This is a genomic window from Paenibacillus sp. MAHUQ-45, assembly GCF_058133325.1.
On sequence record NZ_JBYUPV010000004.1, the window covers coordinates 73999 to 100165 of the forward strand.

A 26167-nucleotide genomic window follows, 5' to 3' on the forward strand; every position below is an offset into this window, starting at 1 on the left:
AGCCCGTGGAAGTAAGGTGTAGAACACACCAGAATGGCTTCTGGTGCGGTCTGGCGAAGCGATACGATAACAAGTAAAATATGTAGGTTACGGTAATTGCAATTTACCTTCACGTAATGTAAAATTACTTGATGGAAAAAACATCAAGGGGTGGGAGTATGAGGTGGAAACGGAAGACTTACATTCAGTCGACTTGCGTAATTTCATATTTCCATTCCATTAGAACACTAAAGCATTTATTGCTTTAGTGTTTTTATTTTATGGGGGTGTAATAATTGTCAAGGTACAAAAGGGTTCTCGTTAAGCTAAGTGGTGGAGCAGTAGCAGGAAACTCTGAATTTGGTTTTGAGCCAGAAAGGTTAGACCATATTGCGGATGAAATTATGTCAGTAGTAAACTTAGGCGTTGAAGTATCGTTAGTTATAGGTGGGGGTAACATTTTCAGAGGTAATATGGCGGAAAGCTGGGGGATAGAAAGGGCAGAAGCTGATAACATTGGGACGCTTGCGACTGTAGTAAATAGTTTAATGCTTCGTGGAGTTCTTAAAGCCAAGACCAAAAAGGAAGTACGAGTAATGACGGCAATACCTATTACTTCAGTTGCAGAACCATACATCCGTCTAAGAGCAATCCACCATCTAGAAAAAGGCTATATTGTAATTTTTGCAGGGGGGAACGGTCAACCTTACGTTACAACAGACTATCCTTCAGTACAAAGAGCCATCGAGGTTAATTGTGACGCTTTATTAGTTGCAAAGCAAGGTGTTGATGGTGTTCTTAATGCAGACCCTAAATTTGATAAAGATGCAAGGAAATTTCGTTCGCTTCATTACAACGACGTTTTAAAACACAACTTAAAGGTAATGGACCAATCAGCTTTCATTTTAGCAAGAGACTACAATCTGCCAATGCATGTGTTTAACTTCGATAAACCAGGCTCGATGAAAGAAATTTGTGAAGGTAAGAATAACGGTACGATAATTAGTGGCGAATCAGTTTTAGAGTTGGAATGAAATATGTTAGATATAAGGGTCTTGGCTCTAGGTCATGAATATGATATATGTAGCAAAAATTGCTTGAAGCGGTCTTAGCTAACGTACAGAATAGCAGGAAATTCGATAATTTATAAGGATTCTAGCCCTTCAATTAAGCGACAATAATTTCCACCTTGTGGTATGATTTCACTAGTAGCAAATATGTTCGGTTTAGAATTTTAGGAACAAAAACATACCAGGAGAGTGACATCGGCTATACAACCATACAAACTCCTTTCTGATCTCCTATCCCGAATAGAAGAAAATATTTCTGGTACGAGCGAGACAGAATATCTGAACGATCTCCCGATCTCCACTATTCATTTGCGTCGACTTTTCAAGTTCGCTTTTGGCGTGCCGCTACAAAGCTATATCCGCTCTCGAAAGCTAGCCGTCAGCTTAGAGGATTTGATGAAAACTGAGAAGCGGGTCCTCGACATTGCTATGGAATGCGGTTATGAACATGAGCAAACCTACATACGTGCGTTTAAACGCGAATATGGGCTTACGCCTGGTGAATGTAGAGATTCCGGCAGAAACATTCACTTAACACCTCCTCTTAATCTATTTCCAAAGAATAATGTTAGCGGGAATATGCTATACGGGCCGGAATTGGTCATGATTCCATCCTTTCATTTAATCGGGCGAATGTATCAAATTGAGATTGCTGAAGCACCGACAAAAGCACCCGAAGTGGCCAAACAGTTTTGGTGGGGCAATCGGCATAATGTTCCTGATCCAGTAGAATCTAATATCTTTTACGGTCTAACGAGGAAACCTGATTCATCGCTTAGTTGGACGCACTATCTACCGTCTATGCGTGTAAGGGATCTGAACGATATTCCAGACGGTTTTACAGGTGACACAGTCCCTGCTTCTATGTGTGTGAGCTTTCGCTATATTGGGAACCATCATTACGAGGAAATTAGCGAATTACGCGCAGAGGCGCTGTATACTGCCATCGATAGGCTTGTCCAGGAGCACAATGGGAGATACGAACTTCTGGATAGCGAATTCTTCTTCGAAAAAATTGACACGGATGCATATGATGGACAATATTGTGAAATGGAATGGTTTGCGCCCATCAGAGTGAACAATGCTTAAAATGATCAAAAAAGTCCATTGAGCTTGCCGCTATTGAGGTATGCTCTTTTGGTATTCATAAATGATGGTTGTACGAAAAGGAGAGATAGTTATAAACTACAACGAAGTTGTTTCAATCGGAGATACCTATTTACTTACAGCAGTATCAGAATTGTTCGGATTAGAAGGCTTTGTCATCCGGCAGATACCGCCACATGAGGGCGGCAGGAATGTCGTATACACCTGTGAGAAAGAAGGTGTCAACGCCAAGATACTAAGAATCGCTTTTTTGCCTGACAGAAGCCGGGAAGATTTTCTGGGAGAAGTGGAGTATATCAGGTATTTATTCGAGCATGGTGGAACTGTCGCGGATGTAGTCAGCTCCAAGAAGGGAAACCTGCTAGAAGAAATCACTCACAATAACCGCACTTTTTTTGTCTGCCTATTTGAAAAGGCCAAGGGCAAGACGCTTGTGGAAAATCATTATCAGTACCGGGATGGAGCTCCGATTACTGAATATTATTATAATTGCGGTAAAGTTCTGGGGAAGCTGCACCATATATCAAAAGGATATACGCCTGTTCATCGCCGTTATAGTTTTTTTGATAAATTTAATGCTGAATATATCGATAGACTGATTCCTGACTCCTTACCCTTGGTTAAGGGGAAAATGGTACAGATCCTCAATACTTTAAAAGGATTGGGAATTAATCAGGAGACGTTCGGTATGATCCATTTTGATTATAACGATGGGAATTATTCGATAGATTTTGATACTGGGCAAATAACCGTATATGATTTCGATAATTCATGTTTCGGGTGGTATATGTGTGACCTAGCAAGTCTCTGGACTCACGGAGTGGGCTGGACTCAATTTGAACCGGACGCTGGTAAACGCAGAAAGTTTATGAATGATTATTTTGAAACTGTCCTCGCGGGATATAGATCCGAGACCAAAGTGGAAGATTCAATGTTGGATAGGCTGCCCTTATTTATTCAAGTAGACATTATGGAGAGTATTGTGGATGCTTTCGAGGTAATGCAGAACGCTGGTGAGGAACCGGAGTGTGACGAGGAATTGTCGTATCTCATAAAATGTCTGGAGGACGATATCCCGTATAAGGGATTTTTCCATGACATGTACTCTTGTGAAGAGCCCTTTGAGTATGAGGAACGGAATATTTAGTCTTTTTGTAGCATCCTCTAACTGAACTAGTGACGAACGATAGTTGAACAAAGCCAGATCAAAGAAAGGGCCATCCGACAAAGGATGGCCCTAAAACTTGCCGCTTCAGCCAACGCGGTGAACCGTATCATAAGTAAGACGAAATTTTTCGCATTAATCGATGGCTGGGCGAGGAAGCTGCCCGGCTTATTTTATTTAGCAACTCTAGATTAGAAATCAGATATAATAGAGAAAGGATTAACACAACCAGATTCGAGGTGCCCTTCAATGATCCTGAGTACTAAGCTTCATATCCCGCAGACGCGGCGCGATGACCTTGTTGAGCGAGCGACGATCACGGATCTATTAAATAAAGGATTAAAGAGCAAACTTACATCTGTGACGGCTCCCGGAGGGTACGGCAAAACTACAGCTTTGAGTCAGTGGCTGCAGCAGTCCGCCATACCTGCCGTATGGATTTCCTTGGGTCCTCAAGATAATGATCTGATTGAGTTTTGGAGCTATACGATCGCTGCAGTCAATAGTAAGAACCCCCAATTTGCGGAAACAGTCACCCCGTATTTGTCATCCTTAAAGTCAGGAGCGTTTGAGCCGTTCATCTCAGCCATGATTCGCGAGCTTGACAGCAACTCGGATGAATTGGTCATGATTTGGGACGATTATCATGTGATTGATCTTGCCTCCATTCACGCATCAGTGGCATATTTTCTTGCTTATTTGCCCGCTCATATCCACCTCTATGTAACAAGCCGGGCAGAAATGCCCTTTCCTACAGCAAGGCTGCAGACGACTGGCCAAATGGTGAAAATCACGATTCAGGAGCTGCGATTTCAACTTGCGGAAGGAATTCGTTACTTTCAGGATTGCATGGGATTGCCACTGTCGGGAGAAAAGATAGCTGTACTGGTCGACCGCACGGAAGGGTGGATTAGCGGACTGTATCTTGCGGCCATTTCGCTGCAAAGAAGTAGCAATTATTCGGATTTTATCCGCGCCTTTAGCGGGGAACACCGCAACATATCCGATTTTTTGTTTCAGGAGGTTTTTAGTCTCCAGCCGAGCGAAATTCAGTCCTTTCTATTGGAAACTTCGATCGTAGTCAGGATGAATGGCCCGTTGTGCGAGACGGTTACCGGACAAGCGAATTGTCAGGAGCTGCTGGAAAGACTGGAACAGCATAATTTGTTTATCGTTTCCTTGGATGATCAGCGGGAATGGTATCGCTATCATCATTTGTTTTCCGAGTTTTTACGGAGGCTTTTTCGGCAGAGGTATGCGGGACAATCGAAGGAGTTGCATGTCAAGGCAGCCCGTTGGTTGGAGGAGCACGGGTTTTTGGAAGAAGCGGTTGAGCAACTATTTATGGGTGGACTTCAACTCGAAGCAAGCGCTTTGATCGAAAAGCATCTGCAAAACCTTCATGCGAAGAGAGGTGTGCTTTATCGATGGTTGCGCGATCTACCGGAGTCCTGTTTTACTGGAAAGCCGGGAATTCAATTTCTTTTTGTCAAAGTGATGGTGGAAACTAATGAATTGGAGTTGGCACAAGCAAGACTTCGCCTAATGGAGGACAAGCTATCGGATCCGGAATGGAAACCTTACGCAGGAACCGTCCATTTTTTGTCCGCGGCCGTTTCTTTTTACCGAAGAGACTTTCGGCGGGCGAATGAATATTTTGAGATATTTGATCGGCATGCGCCTGAGGGAAGCTACGTTCAGATGATCGAAGCGAACTCGTATTCGATGTATTTTGATACCTTATTGAGTTTTTTCAATGATCTGCATGATGCGGAGAGATTCTTTAATAAATGGATTAAAGTATGGGAAGAGAGAGACAATTACCCCTACGCCGGGTTTTTCTACAATACGTACAGCTTGCTGTTATATGAATGGAACCGCTTGGAAGAAGCCGAAGCTTATGCGGAGAGGGTACTGAGGTCAACGTGTATGCAGCCGTATGCTCTTATTCTGTTAGGCGCTTCTGTTAATGTTGCGCGGATCTGTCAGGCCAAGGGGGATTCGGCTAAAGCGTTGGAATGGCTTGAGTGGGTTAAACCTAAGATCAATTCAGTGGATAAAGCCATGTTTATGAGGAGGATAGAGGCGGAGAAGGCAAATTTGTCGCTTGCGAACGGCTCTATGGATGAGCGTTGGCTGCAAACATGCGGCATCAAGCATACCGATACGATCCCGCTCGGTCCGATTAAAGAATATCTTATTTTGGCAAGCGCGCTTATGGAACGCCGAGAAGTCGATGAAGCTTTACAACTGCTAGAACAATTGTACCTGCTTGTCGATAAGGCTGAGCGGACCTGGGATAAGGTCAAGGTGGTCATTCTACAAAGCATGGCTTTTTATCGAAAAGGAGAATTGACGAACGCTGTAATGAAGCTGGAAGCGGCACTCCAATTGGCGGAACCAGGGAAATACATCCGCAGTTTCTTGGATGAAGGGGCAAAGATGGCCGAATTGCTGCGTGAATATATCCGGCAAAGGCAGATCAGCGTTAACCGTAAGTCTGCGGGTATACTCTACGCCAGAAAATTGCTTTTGTTGATGTCGGATCATACGAATGGGACTGCAAGCCCGAGAGCCCTTATCACGAAACAGGAATTAAAAATATTACGGATGATTGACATGGGGCTATCGAATAAACAGATCGCCGAACAACTTCAAATCACAGCCGAAACGGTCAAGAGCCATCTGAAAAGTATGTATAGAAAACTTCATGTGAACAGCAGAGCACAGGCACTGAAGCAAGGAAAAGAATTAAAATGGTTGTGAGAGCTATTTATCGCAATTAAGGAGAATCCTTATTGTACAATAAATATTTGCATGAGGTATATCCCCCATATTTTTTCCGTCCCTCCCCCTTAGATGGGGGATTTTTTTTGTGTTGAAATCGTCTTATATTAGGACGACAGTGACAATGATCGACAAGAATGGCGAGGGAATGTTGTTATTTGTCGTCTATAGTCATCTTGTATCGCTGCATCGCCGGTTGCAATCATTATTACAAATAAAGAGGTGTATACGAATTTATGAAACGATCGACATCAAGACTCAAGAGGTGGTCTTCCCGATCAGGGAAGATCGTTCTGGCATTTGTACTCGTCTTGACGCTCATCCCATTCATGGGTGCAGGAACGGCAGTCCATGCTGCCTCGTCAACTTGGCCAGCGGTGGGACAAAGTGTACAACCGTCCAACGTGCAAACTTTGCTCAAAGTGGACAGCACGTTGTATGCGGGGACGGGGAATTTCGGCAATGACGTATGGTCGAACAGTAATGGTACTTGGACACAGATGAGCGGCTCGCCGGCCAATGTGCGAAGCTTTCTCGTTGATGCGGATGGCACGTTGTATGCGGGGGCTTGGGGTGACGGCAATAACGTATCAACGTACACGGCTAGTGGTGGATGGAAGCAGATGCCCGGCTCGCCGAGCAATGTGTATTCCTTGATCGATGTAAACGGTGCGATTTATGCGGGGGCTTCGAATGGCTCTAGCAACGACGTATGGACGTACACGGCTATTGCCGGTTGGACGAAGATGATGGGTTCGCCGGGCGATGTACAAGCCTTGACGTATATTAATGGCACGCTATATGCGGGGACTGGAAGCAACGGCGTATGGTCGAACAGTAACGGTAGCTGGATGCAGATAAGCAACGGCGTTAGCAATCCCAAATATATAGCTTCGTTGCTTAATGTAAACGGCATGCTGTATGCGGCGGGAACTCAATCTGGAGACAACCGCAGCGTTTGGACGTACAATAACAGCAACGGTACATGGACGCCAATAGCCGGTGCGCCGGCCAGAGTGAAAACCTTGCGCTTCGTGAGCGGCACGCTGTATGCGGGAACTGCCTCCGGTGCCGGTTTCGACGACGTATGGACGTACACGACTGGCGACGGTTGGGCGAAGATGAACGGCGCACCGGGCAGTGTATATGCCTTGCTCGATGACAACGGGACGTTGTATGCAGGGACGCAGACCGGAAGGAACGACGTATGGACGAACAGTAACGGCACGTGGGCACAGATGGGCGCTTTGCCAGGCAGAACCAACACCTTGCTTAGTGCCAATGGCACGCTGTATGCAGGGACGGATGACGACAATAACGCCGTATGGGCGTATACGACCAGAGGCGGATGGACACAGATGAGTGGCTCGCCGGGATATGTGTATGCCTTAATTGATGTAAACGGTACGCTGTATGCGGGGACTTCTAATGACGACGATGACAACGATGTATGGACATATGACACGTCTGCTACTACTCCAAAATGGACGCAGATGACAGTAAGCAATGCGCCAAGTAACGTATATGCCTTGCTCAATGTAAACGGAACGCTGTATGCGGGGACGAATAACGGCGACAATGACATATGGACATATGATACTGCCGCGACTATGCCTGAATGGACGCAGATGACGACCGGCAGCGCGCCGAGTTACGTAAATACGTTGCTTAATGTGAACGGCACGCTATATGCGGGGAATGCTGCTGGTGGCAATGACGTATGGACATATGACACGACTGCGACTACGCCCGAATGGGCGCAGATGACGACCAGCCATGCGCCGAGTTATGTGACATCCTTGCTCAATGTGAACGGTACGCTGTATGCGGGGACTAGTAACTTTGACAATGACATATGGACCTACGATGCTAACGCGACTATACCCGAATGGACGCAGATGACGACCAGCCATGCGCCGAGTGGTGTGAATGCCTTGCTCAATGCGAACGGTACGCTGTATGCGGGGACAGATAACGATAGCAACGACGTGTGGATGTACAGCAACGGCATATGGGAACAGGTAGTCGGTTCGCCGAGCCAGCTACATGCGCTGCTGGAAGTCGGGGGAACGCTATACGCAGGGGGAATAAACGGTGTAGTACAACTAATCGCTCCCGAAACACCTGCGAATTTGCAATCCAGCAGCACCACATCTGTATCAACTATCCTTTCGTGGGATGCCGTATCAGGAGCGACCGGTTATTACCTCTACGAGAATGGAGACAATCCGGCGATTGCCACTGTATCCGGCACCACTTATACGGTGAGCGGACTGACACCGAATACCTCTTATACGTTTACGGTGAGCGCATTCAATGCAATTGGTGAATCGGAGCAGAGCGATGCAGTCCCTGTTCAGACACTGAGCGCAGACGCAACGCTGACCTCGACGATAGGAACGGTAAGCACAGGCGGAACAGCGGAGGAAAGCATCACGAATGTTCCGTACGCCACGACGTTGAATGAGTTCAAGGCAGCGATCACGCCGGCAGAGAATGCATCGTTTGAAGTCTATGATGCAGACGGAACAACCGTAGCGACGGCTTTGGCAACCGGCAAGAAGGTTATTGTTACTGCGCAGGATGGAACTACGAAGGTAACGTATACGGTAACGGTGACGGTGGCAGCAAATTCTGCAAAAGCCATCACAGCATTCGGATTCGAGGGACTGAGCCCGGCGGTAACGGGAACAGTTAATGAATCGAATAAGACCATCGAATTGACCGTGCCATACGGAACGGATATAACGTCACTAGTCCCAACGTTTACAACAACGGGCGTTAGCGTGAAGGTGGGAAGTACTGCGCAAGAGAGCGGAACAACACAGCAGAATTTCACTGAACCAGTAACATACACTGTTGTAGCGGAAGACAATACGACACAAGATTATACGGTAACGGTGACGGTAGCGGCGAATCCTGCAAAAGCCATCACGGCATTTGGATTCGCGGGACTGAGTTCGGTAGTAACGGGAACGGTTAACGAATCGAATAAGACCATCGCATTGACCGTGCCATACGGGACGGATGTAACGTCGCTAGTCCCAACGTTTACAACAACGGGCGTTAGCGTGAAGGTGGGAAGCACCGAACAAGCGAGTGGAACAACACAGCAGAATTTCACGGAACCGGTCACATACACCGTTGTAGCAGCGGACAATACGACACAGGATTATTCGGTAACGGTGACGGTAGCGGCGAACACTGCAAAGGCCATCACAGCATTTGGATTCGCGGGATTGAGCCCTGCGGTAACGGGAACGGTTAACGAATCGAATAAAACCATCGCATTGACGGTGCCATACGGAACGAATGTAACGTCGTTAGTGCCAACGTTTACAACAACGGGCGCTAGCGTGAAGGTGGGAAGCACTGAACAAGCGAGTGGAACAACACAGCAGAATTTCACGGAACCAGTAACATACACCGTTGTAGCAGCGGACAATACGACACAAGACTACACGGTAACGGTGACGGTAGCAGCGAACTCTGCAAAAGAAATTACAGCATTTGGATTCGCGGGATTGAGCCCGGCGGTAACGGGAACGGTTAATGAATCGAACAAAACCATCGCGTTGACCGTGCCATATGGAACGAATGTAACGTCGTTAGTGCCAACGTTTACAACAACGGGCGCTAGCGTGAAGGTGGGAAGCACCGAACAAGCGAGTGGAACAACACAGCAGAATTTCACGGAACCCGTAACATACACCGTTGTAGCGGCGGACAATACGACACAGGATTATACGGTAACGGTGACGGTAGCGGCGAACTCTGCAAAGGCCATCACAGCATTTGGATTCGGGGGATTGAGTTCGGCGGTAACGGGAACGGTTAATGAATCGAACAAAACCATCGCATTGACCGTGCCATATGGAACGAATGTAACGTCGTTAGTGCCAACGTTTACAACAACGGGCGCTAGTGTGAAGGTGGGAAGCACAACACAAGCGAGCGGAACAACGCAGCAGAATTTCACGGAACCAGTGATATACACCGTTGTAGCAGCGGACAATACGACACAGGATTATACAGTAACGGTGACGGTAGCAGCAGCACCAGCATCAACACCAACACCAACACCAACACCAACATCAGAACCAACATCAGGCAATAGCGGTACCCTGCCAGTAACGTCCTCAAACAATACAGTGATCTCCACAGACGGTACGCTAACGCTTTCCATTGGTAAATCCGGCGAGGTTAGCATAGGCGATGATGTCAAGATTATAATTCCTACAGGTGCGTCAAACAAAGAATTGAAAATCACGGTAGAAAAAGTGGCAGACACACAAAAGCTGCTTACAAGCAAGGATGTTCTGGTCAGTCCGGTATTCGAAATTCTAAAAAACTTTCCGGAAAATTTCAGCAAGGAACTCACGATGATCTTTACCTTTGATCCGAAAAAATTAAAGGGTAATCAAAAACCTTCTGTATTTTTCTACGACGAAATAAAGAAGGTATGGGTGGAAATCGGCGGCGAGGTAAAAGGAAATACCATCACCATAAAAGTTAACCACTTTACGAAGTATGCGGTACTCGCAGCAGGTCAAGGCGAAGATTCAGCTACAGTCACGCCGGTCAACTTCAGCGATATTTCCGGACACTGGGCTGAGGCGAGCATCAATCAAGCGGTAAGCTTCGGAATCATCAGCGGTTATCCGGACGGTACGTTCAATCCGAACCGTACCGTAACGCGTGCGGAATTTGCAGTTATGCTGATGAATACTCTCAAGCCGCAAGGAGATGGAGCCGAACTGACGTTTATTGATAAAGGGAAGATCGCAACATGGGCGCAGAATTCGGTCGCGCAAGCGGTAAAAGCGAGCATCATTAATGGCTATGAAGACGGCACTTTCCGACCGGACGCCGAAATTACGCGTCTGGAGATGGCGGTGATGATCGCAAAAGCGCTGGGACAGTCAGTTGAAGCTGCAACGGCAACAGGCTTCGCGGACGAAAAGGAAATTCCGAACTGGGCGAAAGGTGCAGTTGGGGCCATTAAAAAGCTGAGCATTATCGAAGGCAAAGGTGCAAATGCATTTGCCCCGGGCGATAAAACGACAAGAGCAGAGTCGGTAACGGTGCTACTGAGAATGTTGGCGCAAAATAACAAGTAAAGGGAAATCAAACAAGGCTGCTTTGAAGTCAATTTCAAAGCAGCCTTGTTTTTGTGTGGAGCTTGCACATCAAAGCAAAGTCCAATACTGCTCGAATCCCAGGATGTAAATGTGACAGATAGATAACGCTAGGAATTAGGGTGAGACCACATGAGGGTTGTTGTTATAGTTCTGACAGCGATAGAATCCCCGATTGGCGCCCGACTAAAGGGCTTTTTTCAAAGAGCGAATGACCTTGCACGGATTGCCCACAGCCAAACTATCTGGCGGAATGTCCTTCGTAACGACACTGCCGGCCCCGATCACGCTGTTCGCGCCGATCGTCACTCCCGGCAGGACTGTAGCGCCTGCACCGATCCATACATTATCACCAATATTGACTGGATGTGTGTATTCCAACCCCTCCAACCGTTGCTCTACATCCATGGCATGTTCTTCTGTTATAAGGCAGACGTTGGGCGCAATAAATACGTTGTTACCAATAGTAATTTTCCCGCTGTCCATGAGTTTGCAATTAACATTGAGAAAAAAATTATCCCCTACCGTGGTATTGTACCCATAAGTACAGAAAAGCGGCTGCTCCACAACGCAATTATCTCCCGTCTTTCCCAGCAGTCCGCGAATGGCAGTCCGTCGTGCTTCGTGGTCTAGCGGGTGTATATTGTTATATTCATATAGCTTTTTCACGGTATCCGCACGGTCTGCGACAAGCTCAGGATCGCCAGGTTGGTATAACAGACCAGCATGCGATTTTTCTTTTTCGTTCATAACATCAACTCCTCTGTTCAAAGTATTTTATTATAAGGGATGATATGGTTCAACTATAAGATTACGCCATTGGCATTATGGAGATTGTGAGACAGAGATGGCCGAATGTAAATCCATTAGCAAAAAAAGGCACCCTAATCGGGTGCCTTTCGATTTCTCACTTTTGCCTAGACTCGCGGCGTCGATGAATATTTCCATTGTTTTGACTGGCCCCGTGACCCTCTTAATGGGGTATCCGTATAACTGAAATCACACTACCAGCTCGCCTTTAATCGCAATTCTATTAGTACCGTTGGTCTTGGCGAGATACATCGATTGGTCCGCATCGCGAATGAGATCAAGTTCCGTCATGCCCTCCACCCATAGCGTACAGCCAACGCTAGTGGTCATCGGTAGTTGAAGCTCCTTGATCTGCATCGGTGACTCTAGTTGCCCGATCAAACGCTTAGCAACCTGCACCAAGCCGTCGTAGCCGTTTTGCAGCCATGCTGCCACCAGAAATTCATCGCCGCCAACGCGTGCTAATAGATCGGTCTCCCGAACGACTTGCTTAATTCGCTTCGCGAACTCTACAAGTACAAGATCACCGACTTCATGTCCGTAAGTATCGTTGCATTGCTTGAATTTATTCAAATCGAGGTAGAACACCCCGAATACGCCTTCTTGGCAACTAGCCCGATTCATCCAGCCTTGGATGCGAGTGCTAAATCCTCTGCGATTCAACAAGCCCGTCAAAATGTCACGCTCTGTCAATTGAATAAGCTCGATCTCTAGTTCTTTACGTTTTTCGATCTCGGCTCTTAATTGAATCAATAATTGCTCATAATCGTTAAGCACACGAATTTTGTCATCGTAGTTAATTTGTTTGCCTAATTCTGAGCCCAGGGCGAGCGATAATAACTGTAGCGTTTCAATATCGCGGTCAGAGAAAGCGTCGGAGCGACCGGAAATGACCTTCAACACGCCGACGGCAGCGCTGGAGTCAAACAGGGGTACGCAGACCATGCTCCGTGCGCCGACTCTCATAGTCGCTTCCTTATCGACGCGATCGTCCTGCTGTGTATCCGGCGAATACAAAATTTCTTTCTCTGTCACGCACAAACCCGACAAGCTGCCGTTCTTTTTTATTCGAATTCCAAGATGAGGCTGCAGGGTACCGCTGACAGCGGCATAAACCATTTCATCGTCCGCCAGCATTTCTATAGTAGAACCGTCGGCATCAGTTAATAGGCACATCCGATCGCAGATTGTCTGCATAAACAACTTCAGATCAAAGTTAGATAACAGCATCTGCTGTTGGACTTCCATTAAGACTTTTAGGCGATGGTTTTCAAGCATCTTCCCAATTCCTCCATACTATGCGTGTAATTATTCGTCATGATTAGATAATATGCTAGCACGTTTAATACAGTTTGTCAGCGCTAAGCCCTAAGCTTGACGGACAGTTGGGAGAGCTTCATCTTCTGATAGCAGATCGTCATCGGCGCCGTTGTATCCGATGTATCAAGATGATTCTAATGAGTAGATACGTAGGGGCGAAGGCAACGGAGACCGAAAAGTGGCTCATCTGGCACCTGTCCCGCTCGTTACTGCGGATAACTCCGTTCATTTTATGTCATATGACATTATGACACTGGCGGATTTGACATCAAGATCCTTAAAATACATCTACTACTTGGAAAGGATGTGGGCTCTTTGATGGCCAGAACCGTCGTTAGCTTTATTCAAAACGGCTATTTCCTGCTGCTTACTTTTGTCACAGGAATGTTTTACTTCAGCTTTTATCTGGTCGCTCTAACCTTGGGCTTGAGTCTTTCGTTTACTGTCGCGGGAGTTCCTCTCCTGACACACGTTTTGCGGACGACGACCGCCTTCCTGCAATTTGAACGAGTACAGACCAAGATCTATACGGACATTACCACCGAGCCTTGCGTTAAATCCGCGAGACCCGATGTGTCGAGCTGGCTTCAAGCGAAAAAGGAGCTGTTGAACGTACGCAACTGGATCGCAATTGGCTGGCTGCTGTTGAAATTCCCGATAGGGATATTAAGTCTGATCAGTGCGGCCTTGCTTTACGCAGCGCCGCTTGTATTGATTGCGGCCCCGTTCCTCTATCGGTTTATCAACCTTTCCTTTGTGGGGGTAGATACGATTGCCAAAGCCGTGATGGTATCGGCCGCAGGGGTCGTGTTGATGGCGGTGAGCTACAGGCTTACGGGTCGCTTGGCGTACTTGATAGGCGGTTACACACGTCTGATGATCAAGCATGTGAACCGGTAGTCGCCACGCCCGTATTTGCAACGTAGGCCGCCCGATGGTAGTTTACTCTATAGCGGTTTATTCAATACTAATTACGTAATGTCATACTGAAGGTCGTTAGGGGTTGATGAATTTGTTCGATATGGTCAAGCAATGGTATTGGTACGATTGGCTCATGTTCATAATCCGCCTGATATGCAGCATTTCGCTCGTGTTTACGACTATAGGGCTGCAAGAATATTTCACGCTGCCGATAGGGGTGCTTATCCTGTGGCAGCTGATTGCTTTTTCCGTTCCGTGGCTTTGCTTGCAGCTCGGTTATAAATACTACCTGTTTACCGAAATCGTGATCTCGGGCGGGATGTGTTTGTACCTGGCTGCATTTTTTCCGCAAGCCTATTTCTCATTCCTGCTGTATGCCTTTCTAATTGCTGCCCACAGCGCGCAAAAGACCTATCTCTGGTCAGGGCCTGTATCCATATTGCTCCTGCCCGCCATGATCAAGCTGCTTGCAGAGCAGAGTGAATACTGGGTCATGGCCGTTCACATCGGGCTGGCGTATGTCTTCGGATTTTCCTTTCATTTACTCGCGCTCAATTCTCGTCAAGGCGAAATTATCCGCGAACAAAATGGAGTGTTGGAGCAGTACCTGTCCCAGATCGAGCGCATCACGCTTGCTGAAGAGCGGAACCGACTGTCCAAAGAGCTTCACGATACCGTCGGTCATGCCTACACTTCGCTCATTATGGGATTGGAAACGTTGCGTCCTGAGGTGGCAACGGATACAGGGAGAGAAAGGCTCGATTCCCTATTGAACCTGGGCCGCCAAAATATGGAGGAGGTCAGAAGCTACGTGCATCAAATCGAATCGCCGCATGAGGCACTTCCGCTGCTTCAGTCTTTGAAGAAGCTGGCGGAGGAGTTTCAAGAGCATGCCAAGGTGACGGTTCGGTTCCATGCCTACGGGGAAGAATACCCTGTAACGAAGCAAGCGAAGACAGCCCTTTATCGCTGCCTGCAAGAGTCGTTGACAAATGCTGTGCGTCATGGAAACTCGACAGAGATTAAGGTGTCCGTGCAATTCGAGCCCCAGCAGACGAGACTGGAAATCCAAGATAACGGCCGCGGGATGGAAAATGTGAAGGAGGGCTTCGGTTTGAGCGCCATGAAGGAGCGGGCGATGAATTTGCAAGGCCATGTGGCCGTCTATACGGAGCCGGGACAAGGCACTCTGGTTACCTGTACGCTGCCCAGACAAACGGAGCTTAAGGATGAAGTCATCCGGCTGTTGGTCGTAGATGACCAGCCCTTTATCCGTGAAAGCCTGCGGACTCTGCTGGAGGAGCAGCAGGATTTGCAGGTTGTTGGAACGGCAGAGGATGGCGAGCAAGCGATCGAGCTGTGCAGGCAGGTTCAGCCGCAGCTGGTGCTTATGGATCTGGAAATGTCGAACATGGATGGAATCGCCGCATCTCGTACGATAAAAGAATTGTGGCCCGATATCCGCATTCTGATTCTCACTACGTTCGAGGATACCAGACAGGCTCTCGAGGCAATGCGAAGCGGGGTGGACGGATACTTGTTGAAGTCCATGCAGCCGTTAGAGCTGGCTGAAACGATACGCACCGTCTACCGCGGGGGTACACTGATCGATCAAGGCATGTCGCACAAATTGTTTGCCCAACTGGAAGCGGACAATAGCGGAGATGATCCTTCGTTAGTCAAAGAAGCGTCATCGGCCTATGAGTTAACGCCCCGGGAGCTTGAAATTTTACAATTCGTCTCCAAAGGGCTGCGATATAAAAGCATTGCTTCTAAGTTGTATTTATCCGATGGTACGGTTCGAAACTATGCATCATCGGCTTATATGAAGCTGGGGGTCCGCAACCGGGAGGAAGCGGTGCAAAAAGCCAGGGAGGCTGGGCTTTTGGAATAACCCCAAGTTATGTATTATGGTGGCGGATGCCCGGCATACGGAGTGATAATGCTTCGTATGTCGGCATCCGCCATTTAGATTTTTAAAGGCTTTTTTACTTATTCAGAATTAGGGTTTACGTTCATTACCGTTTGGCAATTGGCAATGTGTAGTAATCAAATGCTAGATCCAATAAGGCGCTCGCTTCCTGCCGCTTCAGTGGCTGCTTGGAACGGAAGTTGATGGAGCCGTCCTTATTGATCTGGGTATCCGGGTCCATGATGCCTTGGGATACAAGGGTTGTGATGGCTTTAACTGCCCAGGCATCACCTTCGCCACGCAATGTAACCTTCTTGGTTCCAGGCTCAGCTTGTCTCAGGTTTTGGATCATCACTGCCGCCATCTCTCTGGTGATAGGAGAATTAGGCTTATAATTAGGCACTCCGGACAACATTTGCTTCTTGTTGTCTTCAATCGTATAAGGCATGCTTTCCCAGCCATGGGCGTGTAGCAGCAACGCCGAGAACTCGCCTTGAGTTAACTTTCCATTCGGATCGAAGCGGGTAGCTGTCTTTCCGTCCATGATCTTTAAAGCACGGAGATTTTGAATATAAGACGCATACTTGCTGTTCGCCGGTACATCAGTGAATCGCGTATCCGTATTTACTTTTTGTGCATAACCCACGTAGTGCGGAAGCGTCATGTAATAGAAATAGGTGATTTTGCCTGCCCCATTTTTTTGAAAGGCTATTTTATTGCCGGCTTCATCCTCAAAGAGTAACGGGCGGATCATTTTCAGCGTACTCTTGCCCAGATCTCCTGTCTCTATAACCAATTTTCCGTTTGAATAGGAAACGTGTGATCTCATGGATCCAAGACGCGTGTTTTGGTACAATCCCACGTAGTCCTTGGCTTGCTGCTCACTGATAGCCGAGTAGGATGGCTTTGGATCCGCTGTTTTTTTAGGATAATAATGATTCATAAATGCCTCATACACGTCGAGACTCATCATGGAGTCGTTATTGTAGGACATGTAGAGCGCTGTATTTTTCTCCGGCAGAAGAACAATCAAGGAAGAATGCCCAGTCACATTTCCCCCCTTGATAACCACATGTTGACCATTCATCTTCTCTTTGAAGTAGCCTTCGAATCCGATGGTTGTGACAGGGATATCTTTGTCAGGGAACACCTGGTAGGTGTGCATTTGCTTGATGCTCTCGGGACTTAAGATTTGTTTTCCTTCATACGTTCCGTTGTTCAGATGCATCATAAGGTACTTCACCATGTCATCTGCGTTGGATACCATACCACCGCTAGGCCGATCGGTTGGTATGAATCCCTCCAAGGGGATTAGCTTGCCTTTAGGATCATAATGGGCAGCCATTCTTTTGAGCAGGTCGGGTTTAAACCGCACATTCGTCGAGTTCATGCCCAGCGGTTTGAAAATATTGTCCTCCATATACTGGGCGTATGACGTGCCCGCTACTTGCCCTACCGCATACCCCGCCAGTGTGAATCCAAAATTATCATAGGTGTACGCTTCCCCCGGAGGTCTGACCACCGTCGGCATATTCGCTTCAAGAGCTTCCTTCATCGGGTAGAATTGATTCACATATTCCGGCTTCGATCCCGAGAGGATATCCGGTTTGTCAAAGCCGCTGGTATACGTAAGCAGATCGTACATCGTTAGTTTTTTGCCTGTTTTATTCGGTACCTTCATCCCTCCCAGGTATTCCTGGATATCGTGATGCAAATCAATTTTTCCCTTATCGACCAGCTGCATAGCTGCCAATGCCGTGAACTGCTTCGTCACAGAACCAATTTGGAAAACGGTGCTGCTGTCTACCGGAATTTTATTTTCCCTGTCGGCATAACCGTAACCCTTGCTTAACAGCACTTTACCATTTGAAACGACTGCAAAATTAGAACCAACCGTATTATACTTTTTCATCGCTTCCTTAAAAACGCCATCTGCAAAGGTCTCCAGTTCCTTGGAATCCCGCGGTCCCTCCAGTGCCTTGGTATCCTGCGGCGCCTTCAGGCTGGTAACCTCAGATGTAACTGGCGGGGGAGTCTGCGGGCTATTGGCTGCGTTCCCTACTTCCGTACAAGCGTTAATGACTGTACCCGTTAACACCAGAACAGTTAATAGTAGAACTGCGCGATTCTTGCGAATCCATTTCTTCGTATTCTTTGTATTCTTCGTATTCTTCATAAATGATGTCTCCTTAACTATTGGATTTGCCTTTTAATCATCGGCTGAGCCCAGTATCGCAAAGGAGTTGTCACACCAACAAGTTGCATTTCGTCATCTATGACATTCAGCTGCTTTGCAAGTGTCATGTGACAATTCGGCACTAGGTTCATTGACAAGGGAGGCGCTAAGATACCTGAAAGGGCGATGAATCATTCAGGAGACGAGAACAGTCTCCCTTGCCCAAAGCCATTAGAACTGGAGTGTGGACATCATCGCTTTCATACAAGATATCGTTACCCAGTACGGTTATATTGGCATCTTCCTATGCCTTACGCTTGGTATTATTGGTTTGCCTGTGCCTGATGAAGTTCTCATGACGATTGTGGGCTATTTTTCTTCAATAGGGGTGCTTAATTTCCCAGTATCCCTTGTGGTCAGCGTCCTCGGGGCTATGAGTGGTATGCTGTGCAGTTACGCCCTTGGACGGAAGTTCGGCAAGCCGTTGCTATGGAAGTATGGAAAATGGGTCAGACTCACAACCAAAAGGTTAGAGAAAACAGAGAACTGGTTCCAGCGTTACGGCCCCTGGGCGATCTGCATCGGCTACTATATTCCAGGGTTCCGTCATCTGACTTGTTATCTGGCAGGGATGAGCGCTATGAACCCACGGAAATATATACTTTTCTCGGGCCTCGGAGCCTTGTGCTGGTGTGCGATTTTTATCTCCATTGGATATTTTCTAGGGGGAACATTTGATTTCTCGAATGCTCATGGATCTTTTTTGGGGTTGTTTTTCTCTGGAGAATAGAATTGCTTATGCGTCGATAATTGCTTGTTATGGTGATTTTATTAATTCTTTCGAACTCATTCAATTATGGTTTAGGCACTTGCAGAACGTGATGATATGATCGATACGTATTTGGCAGGTGTTGAACGAGGAGAATGAAACATTGCGCTGGAGACACCCAAAAGATTGTTACTGCTCTGGAGGTTGAGCCATTTGATGCCCTGGAGGAAATTAAGCTGGTTCGGGAATTACTCAGGATATTAATGAAGACAGTGGATGAAGGCAAAGTTCAATAATAATAGATTGTAGCTTCAGTATCCCGACAAGGATATTGAAGCTATTTGCTTCGGAGGGCCCTTCAAAAACATTCTTGATGGCTACGGCTGATCGGGCAGGAGAATTTGCTTGTTATGCCAGCCTGGAGGCTACTTATCTTTACAGGTGAACTTCGCAGAACCTTATTCTACTGACAAAGAGGTTCGAACGAGAATACTCATATAACGCTAGTTGTTATTGATACTTTGAGCGTCTATTGGAATAAATGATTTGCTGATAACATGATGCAAACCACGGTATTGCTGCTCTACAATTAGTTCAAAACTAACATTGTTAAGATCGTTATTCAATAGATAAGACTGATTAACAAAAAATACAAATTGATAAGAAGAAGATTTATCATTTTCAGTTAGTAAAGTTGTTGATGGGTTTACAAGAATATCTTGTGTGGAATATGGAAGTCTAAATCTGATCTTAGAATCAGGAGTATTAGTTAAGCTAAAAGTCATTATGATTTTCTGTCCTTCTTGCCTAAAATGACTTGATCTCTGGTAGCTTTCTTTTCCCTCTGGTAGCTCACTATACTTCACAGAGTTATCAAATGAATATAAACCCGTGTTTAATGTGATTACTTGATCATACAGGTCCAATACTTCAATACGATTGAAATCGTTTATTGGACTTTCTTCATTAAAGATGATTTTATTCTCATTCAAACTAATCTTTGGTGTGTCTTCATTTGAAATGGTATCAGTTTGCTCCTCATTAAAAAAAAAGCGAACCTCTTTAATTTTATTAAGAAAATCCAAAGAATAAGGAAAAATAATAGTGAACATATCATCTTTAAACAAAAAAGTTTCTTCGTTTATTCTCAAACTTTCGAGGGTCTGTATTTTTTCTTCGTTATATCTAAATTTCTCTATTTCTGTTACTGTCTGATCCGAACATCCGCTTAAAATGAGCAATCCTACAATAATTAGTATATTTAATTGAATGAAACGCGTAGTTGCTTTCCAACCCGTATACGTAATATTCCTCATGCCAACCCTCCTTGTCTTACGACAATGGGGCAATCCTCTAATGGACGCCCCATTACCACTAACTAAATTATCTTAACCTATAGAGGATTTGAAAATACCCAATATTCATTACCTCGATGATCAAGACTTGAAGCGTAATAATCAGTATCCCATATAATACCTGTATCAGTGTATTTGTAGTTTTGCTCTAAAGCTTTCTTGGCACTTTTGAGTTCAGTAACATAATACCCAGGAACTGACACGCTTTGTGTAAACTCCTTCGAATATGTTTCACCGATAGTAGCAGTCATTGAAGCCTCAGCCACATCTTTAAATCCGAATTTAGTGCTTCCACTAATTGAAGCTGTCATGCTCGATGTCGTTTTTAACGTTACCGAAACAGCTTTGCTTGTATTATTGTTATATCTATCCCAATCATGACCTGTATAAAAGTTTGATTCAGATATTTTGGTCCATTTGTTGATACCCCTAGTTGAAATTTGATCTTTTGATTTTGGTACTTGAACAATTTCTTTTAGTTCAGCATCTCTTTTTCCAGCATAGTCGTCAGGAATTACTTCTATACCGTTTAAATATGTAATATTGTTTATAACTTGTTGATCTGGCTTGCTGGAATTAATAAGATCACCATCAGTTTCAGCATACGCTGGAAGAGCAAACGAAACAGCCAAGACAGTAACTAATGATGATTTTAAAAACAACTTTGATTTTTTCATTAAATCATCTCCCTTAAATTAATTAATTCTATTTAATATTATATTTAATTCAAAAATTAGGTAATAGTTCAAATTAACTAATTTTGTTTATTTATGGAATTTATAACAACTAGCGGAAGTGACTATCTACAAAGTTTTAATTTCCAGAGGAATGAAGGGCTGTTGCCTATACTTCCAGAATTAATGAGGATAATGTAAGGGGTAAAGCGCATAAGATGGTTTATACCGATGATAGATACCATACCAGAATGGAGAAAAACAGTATTTGATTCATCAACTCATTACTAGTAAAGTTACACCTAAAGACGTAGCTGAAACTGTTAATTTTTTAGTGACATTTGTACTATAAAATCCGATAAAAGAAAGGAAAGATACCCAATCGATTCCGCGATATTGCAGTGCTCCTAACGATGTTGCTGAAACAACAAAACAGGCGAGGGGAAGCCAACACTCCCCCTCGCCTGTTCGTATTCACACAGTTCTCCTAGCGTCCAGTCACTTTAATTCCTCTCCTAGTAGCAACATGCTCCTACTAAGGTCTAACCAATTTACTCCGGAGTCCCCTGCGTCACCCCATGAACATACGTGAGCGTCGGGCTATCTACAGCCCCTTGCCCCGGATTATAGGTGAAGAAGTACTCGACGGTATCCCCCTGTTGCAGGTTATTTACAGGATACGTATAGTTACCGTTCCCTGCCGGGGTCATAGCTACGTTCAACTGCCCACCGTTATTGATCTTATAATGTAAGTCGGCAAAGGTTGCACCATTCACATAGAAGGTCAGGTCGTTGCCTGTCTTCTTCAAGCCCCGCACCGCATCGCCAACGATGATTGTACCGGATGATGATGACGGCACAACGGTGATGGTGGAGACGGCTGTTTTATTGCCATCCGCAGTTGTAGCTGTAACGGTTGTCGTGCCTGGAGCGAGGCCGGTCACGGTACCGTTTTGGCTCACGGAAGCGATGCTGTTGCCTGACACGCTCCAAGTGACCTGTTTATTGGTTGCATTGGACGGGGCGACATTGGCGTTCAACTGTACAGTCTTTCCAACCTCCACCTGTGCGGTGGTCTGATTCAGCGTTACACCGGTAACCGGCACGTTGTTGTTACCTGGATTTTCACTGTTGCCTTCTTTATACACACGAACATAATCGACCTGCATCGTTGCAGGGATATCAGACGGATCTGGGGTATTTAAATTGTCAAAGTAACCACCGATCGCCAGATTCATGATGAGGTAGAATGGCTTATCGAATGGGGCGTTTGGATTGTTCGGCGCGGCAGTGGAATACCATTGATCTCGGCTAACTTTGAAGAAGAAATTGCCGTCCACATACCACTTTATGTTATCTTCTTCCCAGACCATGGAATACACATGATAGTCATTAGCGAAGGTCTGACCTTCAGGGAAGTGATATTCGCCAGCAATATATCGGTTAACCGGCCACTGCCCGCCAAAGTGTATAGCGCCGCTGGTCGTACCTGGCAAGCGTCCTTTTGCTTCCATAATATCGATTTCACCGGATGCAGCCCATGCACCATATACAGAATCTTCTGGGAGCATCCAGAGTGCAGGCCAGACGCCATTGCCTGTAGGCAGCTTGGCACGAATATCTACTCTGCCATACTGGAAGGACAGATGGTCCTTGGTGTTGATTTTACCAGAGGAGTATTGTGCGAACCGGTTTGGATCCTGTGGAAAGGATTTGGAGTCGTGCAAGACCCGGATGTTCAGCTTTCCATCTTGTACAAAAATATTTTGTGGACTGTCTGTATAGTGCTGCAGCTCCGCATTGCCCCAACCCCAGCTATGAGGATCATTACTGATATAGTACCCTGTTTCATAGTTCCATTTATTCATATCGAGTGCGGTTCCGTTAAATTCATCCTGCCAAATGAGATTCATGCCCGCGATTGTCGGATCAGTTGGTGTGCCGATGGCAATGTCATCATGATCAGATACATCCGGGCGTGGGGCATTTGGATTGCCAATAAAGGTATAGTAGACAAAATTATTGCCGACACTGCCACCCGCTTGGCCATTCAATGGATAACCGATACGGATCTGCATATCCTCCTGAATCGGTTGGAACCAAAGTCCGTAGATATAGTCAGCCCAGTATCCCCACTGATTGGCATCGGACATGTGGTTGTAGCCATTCGCGGCGTATGCGAATCCGCTCTGACTGGAGTCACTCATAGCCACCCATTGTCCGTTAATGTTAATCTGGTACACGAATTTTCCAAGCTCGGTGCCGATTGGGGCGCCCCCATCAATTTTGGGCAGCGGTACGCCTATGACGCCGTTCACATCTGCTGTGTAGGTTGTGCCATCATAGGGAGTGAGCACATACGAATTTCTTACGGGTTCATTAAAAGTGATCGTATAAACGACGTTAGCCGAGGAGGTTCTCGACTCTAATTTTACGTTGATAGACTCCGTTACGGTAAACCAATAGCCACCACCGCCTTCGGTGAATTGGCCGAAGTTGTTATCATAGATCCAGCCGCTGGCTGCGTTATTATCAATATCAATCCATGTACTGCTGTTTACAGGTTTTACGAACACCTTCAAATCCTCAGCCACAGCTTGATAAGGGATGGACGGGTCATTGTTGAAGGTAGGATAAGTAAAGCCTGCACTGCCTGTGAAACCTGCTGTAATCTGCGGCCCTTGAGTAGGTGCCATAGCAGTGATGGTTGCTTTGTTTATGTTTTGAAAGACAAGAGTGTAATCAAGGGTAACCCCATTAGCTTTGGAGAACAGTTGAATCTCAGTGGTTGCGGAGAGTGTGAACCAATAACCGTTCAAGCCGCCGTCGCTCCAGTGCCCCCAGTTCTGGTTATAGGTGTAGCCACTTGCGCTATCAATATCAAGCCAATTGCCATTCACTTTTACCTTTACACCTACATCATCCGACACGTTGTTCCAGGTAGCGGAGCCTCCATTGAATATAGGCATAACAAAACCGAAACTGGCTTGTCCAACCCCGGATTTGGAGATGACAGGTCCGTCTGCCCCTGAAAAGTAAGCCATAGAGGTAACGGTCGTTCCTGCTGCCTGAACCTTTGAAGTTGGCAATAGCCCAACACCAGCCAGCAGCACTACTGCTAAGAACAAACTTAATAGCCTGTGCGTCAATCCACTCTCCGTTTTGCGAAGTCGCTTCATACTTGCCCTCCTGTGCTAAAATAATGGTGTTCCTTCGGAATAGACTGACCTATAGACGACAATGTCCCCAATGAAGCGGTTCTGTGCGCACTATTTGGAAACCGCTTTCATTTTAGGGTCATCTTTATTCTATCGAATGTAATAATGGGCTGAAAGGTACAATAATTTTTGTTATAACCCAATTTTTTGGCTTTTGCTTATGTCTGTTTATTTAAGCACGGATATCGCCCATTTATAGTGCGGTGTCCTGGTATTCCCCTTCGCTGTCATATTTTCTACGCATCAGTTGCCGGTACTCGGTGGGTTGCATATCCATGACATCCCGGAAGGTCCGTGTGAAGCTCTTGTAGCTCTCATACCCGACCATGGTGGCTACTTCGACGATTTTATGATCCGTTTCGGCGAGCAGTCGCCGGGCTTTATCCAGACGTACATCGCGCAGGTATTCAGCAAAGCCTTTACCGATATTCTTCTTGAACAGGTTTGAAAAATAGGCATAATTAAGCGACACGTGGTTGGACACCATCGCCAGGTCTAGCGGTTTATGATAGCTTTCGTGTATAAAACGTATGGCTTCATTCAGATCCTGCGTGTTGCGATAGCTGCACTTATATTCATAGTAGAACTGGTTCAGCCGGAGCAGCTGTTGTTGCAGCGCCTGAATATAATCGCGAATGCCATGATAATCAAATAGATTACGCAAGCATTCGATGTCCAGCGTTTCTTCTCCCATATACGGGGTGATCACTCGCACATATTCCTCCAGCATCTGTACAATGGCGCGGGATAACTGCTGTGTGTAGCGGATGTGATAGCGTTGCAGCGTATCTTTGTGAAATACTTTGGAAATGCCTTGGGTGATTGTACCGCTGTTCTTGGTGCCGATTAGCTGGAACAGGGCATATAGCTCCTCATAGGGAAGCTCCCATTGCTGCTCTAGCCGCTCAATATGTGTTGGCAGGATGCAGTTCCGATCAGGAAAAAGGTAACTGTGGTGATATAGCTCTAACGCTTGTGTATAGCTATTAGGCAGCTCTTTTAATCCTTGCTGCGGACCAGTCATGGCAATGATAGCATCCTTCTGCTCTGCCTTAAGAGCCGTGGGAAAGACTCCCGGATCTACGGCTGCATCGACAGCAAGGATCAGATACGGCCGGTGTTGCAGGCATATACATCCTTGTCTGCCATATACACGATAGGCAATGGATTCTATGCTGTGGCTACTGTCCGCCCCCGGTTGGTTAATCCATAGCTCCTCCCGTAGCAGACACAGACGGTAATTCTGCCACAGCTCTGGATTCTGCCCCTGGGTCTGAAGGATCCACGCTTCATCGTTCACTGCACCCTGCATGTACATACTTAGCTCCTTGCGGTCTGTTTCTTGCGCGCGGCGGGAGATATGCTCCATATTGCGCGAGAGCGCTTGCCGTGTTGTTATCTCCTGCTCTACATGTTCAACCGCGGTTTGCAGATCTTCACGTTTCACAGGTTTGAGCAGGTAACCCTTGGCCCCAAGCCCAATAGCCCTTTGTGCATAAGCAAAATCGCTATAGCCGCTAATAATCAGGAAATCGACCTCAATGTGCTCCTCTTTGGTCTGCGCCATCAGTGTCAGTCCATCCATATCGGGCATGCGGATATCAGTAATTACCAGTTGGATGTCGTACTGACGCAATATTTCCAGTGCCTCAATCCCGTTTACGGCACAGTAAATGTTATCAAGCTGCAGAGGGAATTGGCGCAGCATGGCCTGTAGCCCATCGCGAATATGTTTTTGATCGTCCACAATCAGAATATTGATCATG

16 protein-coding genes are annotated in these 26167 nt (G+C 46.3%); 9 read left to right on the forward strand and 7 right to left on the reverse strand.

The genetic code is table 11. From position 1 onward, the window contains the following. Positions 1-275: 275 nt before the first annotated feature. The 5 genes from pyrH to AC3Y23_RS11220 all read left to right on the forward strand — a co-directional run bounded on the left by pyrH (position 276) and on the right by AC3Y23_RS11220 (position 11228). Entirely contained in the window at positions 276-1013 is a 738-nt protein-coding gene (gene pyrH, locus AC3Y23_RS11200; protein WP_301880595.1) for a UMP kinase, read from the forward strand. A 225-nt stretch (positions 1014-1238) separates the two neighbouring features. After that, complete coding sequence (locus AC3Y23_RS11205; RefSeq protein WP_379198747.1) at positions 1239-2138, forward strand: helix-turn-helix domain-containing protein; 900 nt, start codon at positions 1239-1241, stop codon at positions 2136-2138. A gap of 64 nt (positions 2139-2202) precedes the next feature. Next, positions 2203-3303, forward strand: coding sequence for a phosphotransferase enzyme family protein (locus AC3Y23_RS11210; protein ID WP_379199343.1), 1101 nt, complete (start codon positions 2203-2205; stop codon positions 3301-3303). Positions 3304-3570: 267 nt separating this feature from the next. Then, a complete protein-coding gene (locus AC3Y23_RS11215; protein WP_379198749.1) occupies positions 3571-6087 on the forward strand; it encodes a winged helix-turn-helix domain-containing protein in 2517 nt (838 codons plus the stop codon). Between the two features lie 257 nt (positions 6088-6344). Next, positions 6345-11228: an SGBP N-terminal domain-containing protein gene (locus tag AC3Y23_RS11220; protein WP_379198751.1), complete on the forward strand. Its 4884-nt coding sequence runs from the start codon at positions 6345-6347 to the stop codon at positions 11226-11228. A 204-nt stretch (positions 11229-11432) separates the two neighbouring features. Here AC3Y23_RS11220 and AC3Y23_RS11225 read toward each other — a convergent pair whose 3' ends face one another. Continuing rightward, complete coding sequence (locus tag AC3Y23_RS11225) at positions 11433-11996, reverse strand: sugar O-acetyltransferase (RefSeq protein ID WP_379198753.1); 564 nt, start codon at positions 11994-11996, stop codon at positions 11433-11435. A gap of 249 nt (positions 11997-12245) precedes the next feature. Beyond that, entirely contained in the window at positions 12246-13286 is a 1041-nt protein-coding gene (locus AC3Y23_RS11230) for a sensor domain-containing diguanylate cyclase (protein ID WP_379198755.1), read from the reverse strand. A gap of 408 nt (positions 13287-13694) precedes the next feature. On the opposite strand from AC3Y23_RS11230, the gene AC3Y23_RS11235 reads away from it, so the two are divergent. Together AC3Y23_RS11235 and AC3Y23_RS11240 are read left to right on the forward strand one after the other, a co-directional pair. Beyond that, complete coding sequence (locus AC3Y23_RS11235) at positions 13695-14276, forward strand: sensor domain-containing protein (protein ID WP_379199345.1); 582 nt, start codon at positions 13695-13697, stop codon at positions 14274-14276. Positions 14277-14397: 121 nt separating this feature from the next. Further along, positions 14398-16191, forward strand: coding sequence for a response regulator (locus tag AC3Y23_RS11240; protein ID WP_379198757.1), 1794 nt, complete (start codon positions 14398-14400; stop codon positions 16189-16191). A 124-nt stretch (positions 16192-16315) separates the two neighbouring features. On the opposite strand, the gene AC3Y23_RS11245 is transcribed toward AC3Y23_RS11240, so the two are convergent. Next, positions 16316-18385: a serine hydrolase domain-containing protein gene (locus tag AC3Y23_RS11245; RefSeq protein WP_379198759.1), complete on the reverse strand. Its 2070-nt coding sequence runs from the start codon at positions 18383-18385 to the stop codon at positions 16316-16318. 253 nt (positions 18386-18638) lie between these two features. On the opposite strand from AC3Y23_RS11245, the gene AC3Y23_RS11250 reads away from it, so the two are divergent. Further along, positions 18639-19175, forward strand: coding sequence for a DedA family protein (locus tag AC3Y23_RS11250; protein ID WP_379199347.1), 537 nt, complete (start codon positions 18639-18641; stop codon positions 19173-19175). Between the two features lie 134 nt (positions 19176-19309). Continuing rightward, positions 19310-19450 carry a hypothetical protein gene (locus AC3Y23_RS11255; protein ID WP_379198761.1) on the forward strand — a complete coding sequence of 47 codons (141 nt, stop codon included), beginning with the start codon at positions 19310-19312 and terminating at the stop codon, positions 19448-19450. Positions 19451-19657: 207 nt separating this feature from the next. On the opposite strand, the gene AC3Y23_RS11260 is transcribed toward AC3Y23_RS11255, so the two are convergent. The 4 genes from AC3Y23_RS11260 to AC3Y23_RS11275 form a co-directional block, all read right to left on the reverse strand. Then, entirely contained in the window at positions 19658-20470 is an 813-nt protein-coding gene (locus tag AC3Y23_RS11260; protein ID WP_379198763.1) for a hypothetical protein, read from the reverse strand. A 77-nt stretch (positions 20471-20547) separates the two neighbouring features. Next, positions 20548-21186 carry a hypothetical protein gene (locus AC3Y23_RS11265; protein WP_379198765.1) on the reverse strand — a complete coding sequence of 213 codons (639 nt, stop codon included), beginning with the start codon at positions 21184-21186 and terminating at the stop codon, positions 20548-20550. Between the two features lie 548 nt (positions 21187-21734). Then, complete coding sequence (locus AC3Y23_RS11270) at positions 21735-24362, reverse strand: family 16 glycosylhydrolase (RefSeq protein WP_379198767.1); 2628 nt, start codon at positions 24360-24362, stop codon at positions 21735-21737. A 232-nt stretch (positions 24363-24594) separates the two neighbouring features. After that, entirely contained in the window at positions 24595-26166 is a 1572-nt protein-coding gene (locus AC3Y23_RS11275; protein WP_379198769.1) for a response regulator transcription factor, read from the reverse strand. Between the last annotated feature and the right edge of the window lies 1 nt (position 26167).

What these genes read in the sequence shown, in the direction of transcription:
- AC3Y23_RS11210 (WP_379199343.1), top strand. Translation starts at nt 2,203, where the DNA reads ATGGTTGTACGAAAAGGAGAGATAGTTATAAACTACAACGAAGTTGTT.
- AC3Y23_RS11215 (WP_379198749.1), top strand. Translation starts at nt 3,571, where the DNA reads ATGATCCTGAGTACTAAGCTTCATATCCCGCAGACGCGGCGCGATGAC.
- AC3Y23_RS11220 (WP_379198751.1), top strand. Translation starts at nt 6,345, where the DNA reads ATGAAACGATCGACATCAAGACTCAAGAGGTGGTCTTCCCGATCAGGG.
- AC3Y23_RS11225 (WP_379198753.1), bottom strand. Translation starts at nt 11,996, where the DNA reads ATGAACGAAAAAGAAAAATCGCATGCTGGTCTGTTATACCAACCTGGC.
- AC3Y23_RS11230 (WP_379198755.1), bottom strand. Translation starts at nt 13,286, where the DNA reads ATGCTGTTATCTAACTTTGATCTGAAGTTGTTTATGCAGACAATCTGC.
- AC3Y23_RS11235 (WP_379199345.1), top strand. Translation starts at nt 13,695, where the DNA reads ATGGCCAGAACCGTCGTTAGCTTTATTCAAAACGGCTATTTCCTGCTG.
- AC3Y23_RS11240 (WP_379198757.1), top strand. Translation starts at nt 14,398, where the DNA reads ATGGTCAAGCAATGGTATTGGTACGATTGGCTCATGTTCATAATCCGC.
- AC3Y23_RS11245 (WP_379198759.1), bottom strand. Translation starts at nt 18,385, where the DNA reads ATGAAGAATACGAAGAATACAAAGAATACGAAGAAATGGATTCGCAAG.
- AC3Y23_RS11255 (WP_379198761.1), top strand. Translation starts at nt 19,310, where the DNA reads ATGAAACATTGCGCTGGAGACACCCAAAAGATTGTTACTGCTCTGGAG.
- AC3Y23_RS11260 (WP_379198763.1), bottom strand. Translation starts at nt 20,470, where the DNA reads ATGAGGAATATTACGTATACGGGTTGGAAAGCAACTACGCGTTTCATT.
- AC3Y23_RS11265 (WP_379198765.1), bottom strand. Translation starts at nt 21,186, where the DNA reads ATGAAAAAATCAAAGTTGTTTTTAAAATCATCATTAGTTACTGTCTTG.
- AC3Y23_RS11270 (WP_379198767.1), bottom strand. Translation starts at nt 24,362, where the DNA reads ATGAAGCGACTTCGCAAAACGGAGAGTGGATTGACGCACAGGCTATTA.
- AC3Y23_RS11275 (WP_379198769.1), bottom strand. Translation starts at nt 26,166, where the DNA reads ATGATCAATATTCTGATTGTGGACGATCAAAAACATATTCGCGATGGG.